Below are 5,118 nucleotides of genomic sequence, written 5' to 3' on the forward strand. Positions count from 1 at the left end.
CAGCGTCACGTTGCCGAACACGTCGTGTAATTCCATCGCTTCGAGATTGCCGTCCTTGAAGCCGATACCGACGCGTTGAAACTGCGTGTCCTTCGCCTTCGGCGTCAGTTCGAGCCAGTCGATGCCAGCCTTCACGCCCGCATCGCGCAGCGTGAAATTCTTGTCCAGGTCGTTGCTGCCGAACAGGATCGCCGCCGGACTCGCACCGAGCGCGCCGCCGAGCGCGCGCACCGTCACCTGGTTCAGATCCTTGTCGTACACGTAGAGCTTGTCGCCGTCCGCCTGCAACAGTTGTGCGTAAGGTTTCTCGTATTGCCAGATGAACTTGCCCGGGCGTGCGAACGTAAAGGTGCCGCTCGACGTGCCGGTCTTGCCCGCGCCGCCGGTGGACAGCGCGCCGCTCGCGCCCTGCGCCTTGCTCGGCGCGCGCACTTCCTGCTGCACGAAGGTGCCGCGCGCGGAGTGCACCTGCGCGACGAACGCTTTCAGTTGCTCGGTGCCGCTCGCGAATGCCTGCGACGCGACGAGCATGGACGCGCCGATCGCCACGCTGCCGACGCTACGCACGATAGTCCGCGCGAGTTGGCCGAAGCGGCTGGCTTGAGCACTCTGTCGAGTGCGCTGCTGCGCGAATAGCTGCATGTTGTTTTCTCCCTTGATTGAATTCGATGAGCGGGGGGCGGACGGCGGTGAGGACGGGCGATGGTCGCTTTCGGTGGCACGACCGCACGCGTGGCTGGCAGATCCGCGCTCGACGCGTTGCCCGGCACTTCGAGCGGTCGATCTCAAGCGCGCGTTACCAACCCTCCGCAGCGAGCGCATGTCCGCAGACCGGCCCCGCCGCGCACTTCAGCGCACCGGCTTCGCCGCGCGATCGCGCCATCCGTCTATTCCGCTTCCCGCGCCGGCGCGAGAATTTCGCGATTGCCGTTCGACGACATCGCCGACACCACGCCCGAGTTTTCCATCTGCTCCAGCAGACGCGCCGCCCGGTTGTAGCCGATGCGCAAGTGCCGCTGCACCAGCGAGATCGACGCGCGGCGGTTCTTCAGCACCACGTCGACCGCCTGGTCGTATAACGGGTCCGACTCGCCATCGGCCGATCCGGTTCCCGCCGAGCCTTCGTCGCCCTCGCCGGTCACGCCGCCTTCGAGAATGCCCTCGATGTAGTTCGGCTCGCCCTGCTCCTTGAGTTTGTCGACGACGCGATGCACCTCTTCGTCCGACACGAACGCGCCGTGCACCCGCACCGGCAAGCCGCTGCCCGGCGGCAGATAAAGCATGTCGCCCATGCCGAGCAGCGATTCCGCACCCTGCTGGTCGAGAATGGTCCGCGAGTCGATCTTCGATGACACCTGAAAGGCCATTCGCGTCGGCACGTTGGCCTTGATCAGCCCCGTGATCACGTCGACCGACGGACGCTGCGTCGCGAGAATCAGGTGGATGCCGGCCGCGCGCGCCTTCTGCGCGATGCGCGCGATCAGTTCTTCGACCTTCTTGCCGACCACCATCATCAGGTCGGCCAGTTCGTCGATCACGACCACGATGTTCGGCAGGCGCGTGAGCGGCTCGGGCTCGTCCGGCGTGAGGCTGAACGGATTCGGCAACTTCTCTTCGCGCTTGGCCGCTTCGTCGATCTTGTTGTTGTAACCGGCGAGGTTGCGCACGCCGAGCTTGCTCATCAGCTTGTAGCGGCGCTCCATCTCAGCGACCGCCCAGTTCAGCGCATGGCCGGCCTGGCGCATATCGGTCACGACCGGACACAGCAGATGCGGAATGCCTTCGTAGACGCTCATTTCGAGCATCTTCGGGTCGATCAGGATCATGCGGACCTGCTCGGCGCTCGCCTTGTAGAGCAGCGACAGGATCATCGCGTTGATACCGACCGACTTGCCCGAACCGGTCGTACCCGCGACCAGCAGGTGAGGCATTTTCGCGAGGTCGGCGCATACCGGCTTGCCGCCGATGTCCTTGCCCAGACCCATGGTCAGCGGCGACGCGGCGTCCGCATAGACCGCCGAGCCGAGAATCTCCGACAGGCTCACGGTCTGACGGCGCTGATTCGGCAACTCCAGCGCCATGAAGTTCTTGCCCGGAATCGTTTCGACCACACGGATCGACACGAGCGACAGCGAGCGCGCGAGATCCTTCGCCAGATTGACGATCTGGCTGCCCTTCACGCCCGTGGCCGGTTCGATTTCATAGCGCGTGACCACCGGACCCGGATAGGCGGCCACCACGCTCACTTCCACGCCAAAATCCTTGAGTTTTTTCTCGATCAGACGCGACGTGAATTCCAGCGTGTCGGCGGAGATGGATTCCTGCGCGGCGGGCGCGGGGTCGAGCAGCGAAATGGGCGGCAACGTCGAGTCGCCCGGCAGGTCGGTGAAGAGCGGCACTTGCCGTTCCTTCTCGACGCGCTCCGATTTGGCCGGCGTGACGACCGGCGGCACGATCACGACCGGCTCGTGCTCCTCGATCCGCACCCGGCCCTTCTCGACCTTGCCTTCGCGCTTCACCGCGGCCGCTTCGCCGAGCTTGCGGTCGCGGCCGGCCTCGCGGCGCAGCTTCGCGAAAGTCACCGCCGAAATGATCGACTCGCCGACTTTCTCCGACACCGACAGCCACGAGAAACGGAAGTACAGCGACAAGCCGATCGCAAGCGCGATCAGCAGCGCGAGCGTGCCGCCGGTAAAGCCCAGCGCATGCGACACCCCGCGCGCGACGGCTTCGCCGACCACGCCGCCCGGCGCGCGCGGCAACTGCACTTTGAGCGACCACATGCGCAGCGCTTCGATGCCGTTGCACGCGAGCAGCACGAGCAGGAACGCGAACGCATCCGCGAGCCAGCTCACGCCGCGCGGCTCGTCGTCCTGCTCTTCTTCATGACGCGTGATGCGCTTGTAGTTGCGGGAAATGTGGCGGCCGAGCAGCACGATCCACCAGTAGGCTGACAGACCGAACAGCAGCAGCAGGATGTCCGAGGTCCACGCGCCGACGCGGCCCGCCCAGTTGGCGATGTGGTCGACCTGCGCGGCATGGGTCCAGCTCGGGTCGCGTCTGCTGTAGCTGACGAGCGCCATGAGCAGGAATACGCCGAGCGCCACCTGCAGGATCCAGCGGATTTCGGTGAAAAGGCGCGACATGCGGTGCGGCAACGCCTGCGCGCTCGCGGAATAGGGAGCTTTTGCCATTGATCCTGTTGCGTGGGTAGCCGGTTGCCGACCGGAAGCGCGGCCAGAGCCTCGCCCAGCGTGGCTTCGGGTCCGATCCCGGCGACCGGAAACGTCGATCCGGGCTATTGTAAACGCACTGTCCCGCGCAAGGCTGTAAATGACGGTAACTTGGCGGATTGGCCACAGAGCGGCACCCGGAATGCGCCACGGCGCTATCGCGGCGATCGGAAAGCTTCATGGAGCAGCGCCGCGCCCCGCCCTTTATAATGCCGCACTGGCACCCATCTACAGTCACAGCTTAAGTCGCACGGCCTCGCATGGGCGAGCCCGGCGCCGTACAAGGATTCAATCATGCCCGCAACTTCAACGAAACACGCCAAGGTTCTGATTCTCGGTTCCGGTCCGGCCGGCTACACGGCGGCGGTCTACGCGGCGCGCGCCAACCTCGCGCCGGTGCTCGTCACGGGTCTCGCCCAGGGCGGCCAGCTGATGACCACGACCGACGTCGAAAACTGGCCCGCCGACGCCAACGGCGTGCAAGGCCCGGAACTGATGGCGCGCTTCCTGGAGCACGCCGAGCGCTTCAACACCGAAATCATCTTCGACCACATCCATACGGCCAGGCTGGATGAAAAGCCGATTCGCCTGATCGGCGATTCGGGCGAGTACACCTGCGACTCGCTGATCATCTCGACCGGCGCATCGGCGCAGTACCTCGGCCTGCCGTCCGAAGAAGCGTTCATGGGTAAAGGCGTGTCGGCTTGCGCGACCTGCGACGGCTTCTTCTACAAGCAGCAGCACGTGGCCGTGATCGGCGGCGGCAATACCGCGGTCGAAGAAGCGCTGTACCTGGCCGGCATCGCGAAGAAAGTGACCGTGATCCATCGCCGCGACAAGTTCCGCGCCGAGCCGATCCTGATCGACCGGCTGCTCGCGAAGGAAAAGGAAGGCGTCGTCGAAATCAAGTGGAACCACACGCTCGACGAAGTGACCGGCGATCAATCCGGCGTGACAGGGCTGCGTATCAAGCACACGCAAACCGGCGAGACCACCGACATCGCGCTGCAAGGCCTGTTCGTCGCGATCGGCCACAAGCCGAATACGGACATTTTCGCGGGCCAGCTGGAGATGAAGAACGGCTACATCATCACCAAGGGCGGTCTGAACGGTTTCGCGACCGCCACCAGCGTGCCGGGCGTGTTCGCTGCGGGCGACGTGCAGGACCACGTGTATCGTCAGGCGATCACCAGCGCGGGCACCGGCTGTATGGCGGCCCTGGACGCGCAACGCTACCTGGAAACCATCAACGAGATGGCCGGCGAGCATGCGATGAGCCAGGAAGCCGAGCGTTGATCGGCGGCGCCGAACTGCGACGTTTGGCGCGACGGTAAAATAGCGGCTGGGCGTGACCCGGCCGCTTGCTTGAGAGAAGGCCGCGGCTGAAAAGCCGGCGGCCTTTTTTTTTCGTTCAGGCGGATGGTGTGGCGGGTGGGTTTGCTTTGCGGGTTTGCCTTGCGGGTTTGCCTTGCGGGTTTGCCTTGCGGGTTTGCCAAGCTTGCAACGCGTCAGCACCACCCATGGTTGCATCGCACCCCGGCGGCCCGATTTGCAGTGCATCCGCTGCGCGTCCACGCGTTGTAAAGCGCTTCCCCGCACGCCAATCTCACTACCCGTTTCGCAGCCCCTAAAAAACCCGTCGCGCGACCGATCCACATTTTCTGCGTGTATAACCGATATGCCGAAGAATCAGCCCCACCCAAGCGAACCGAAGCGCGCGCGCGCCGTCGCCACGCCCGCGCCCGAACCGGCGGCACCCAAAGCCAAACCGAAGCTCGATCCGGCAGCGGGTCTCGCCGGACTCGGCGCCTTGCGCGACGCGTTGAAGGTCGATACGCAACGCCGCGAGCGCGAACGCGCGGCCGCGGCGGCCGCACAGCGCGAA

Annotated in this window: 3 protein-coding genes and 1 pseudogene; 2 read left to right on the top strand and 2 right to left on the bottom strand. The window is 65.0% G+C overall.

Annotation, left to right across the window (positions count from 1 at the left end):
* Together lolA and CIC12_RS13360 are read right to left on the bottom strand one after the other, a co-directional pair.
* Positions 1-642, bottom strand: a 642-nt coding sequence (gene lolA / locus CIC12_RS13355) for an outer membrane lipoprotein chaperone LolA (RefSeq protein WP_168664579.1), incomplete at its 3' end; no start/stop codon positions are given.
* Positions 643-887: 245 nt separating this feature from the next.
* Positions 888-3,194, bottom strand: coding sequence for a DNA translocase FtsK (locus CIC12_RS13360; protein ID WP_168664580.1), 2,307 nt, complete (start codon positions 3,192-3,194; stop codon positions 888-890).
* 333 nt (positions 3,195-3,527) lie between these two features.
* On the opposite strand from CIC12_RS13360, the gene trxB reads away from it, so the two are divergent.
* A complete protein-coding gene (gene trxB / locus CIC12_RS13365; RefSeq protein ID WP_168664581.1) occupies positions 3,528-4,529 on the top strand; it encodes a thioredoxin-disulfide reductase in 1,002 nt (333 codons plus the stop codon).
* A gap of 382 nt (positions 4,530-4,911) precedes the next feature.
* Positions 4,912-5,118: pseudogene (locus CIC12_RS13370) on the top strand (Smr/MutS family protein); the annotation flags it as partial.

It is taken from the genome of Paraburkholderia sp. SG-MS1, from assembly GCF_012275575.1.
Classification (GTDB): domain Bacteria; phylum Pseudomonadota; class Gammaproteobacteria; order Burkholderiales; family Burkholderiaceae; genus Paraburkholderia.

Excerpts from the sequence above, each read along its gene's own strand:
- CIC12_RS13360 (WP_168664580.1), bottom strand. The coding sequence starts at position 3,194 with ATGGCAAAAGCTCCCTATTCCGCGAGCGCGCAGGCGTTGCCGCACCGC.
- trxB (WP_168664581.1), top strand. The coding sequence starts at position 3,528 with ATGCCCGCAACTTCAACGAAACACGCCAAGGTTCTGATTCTCGGTTCC.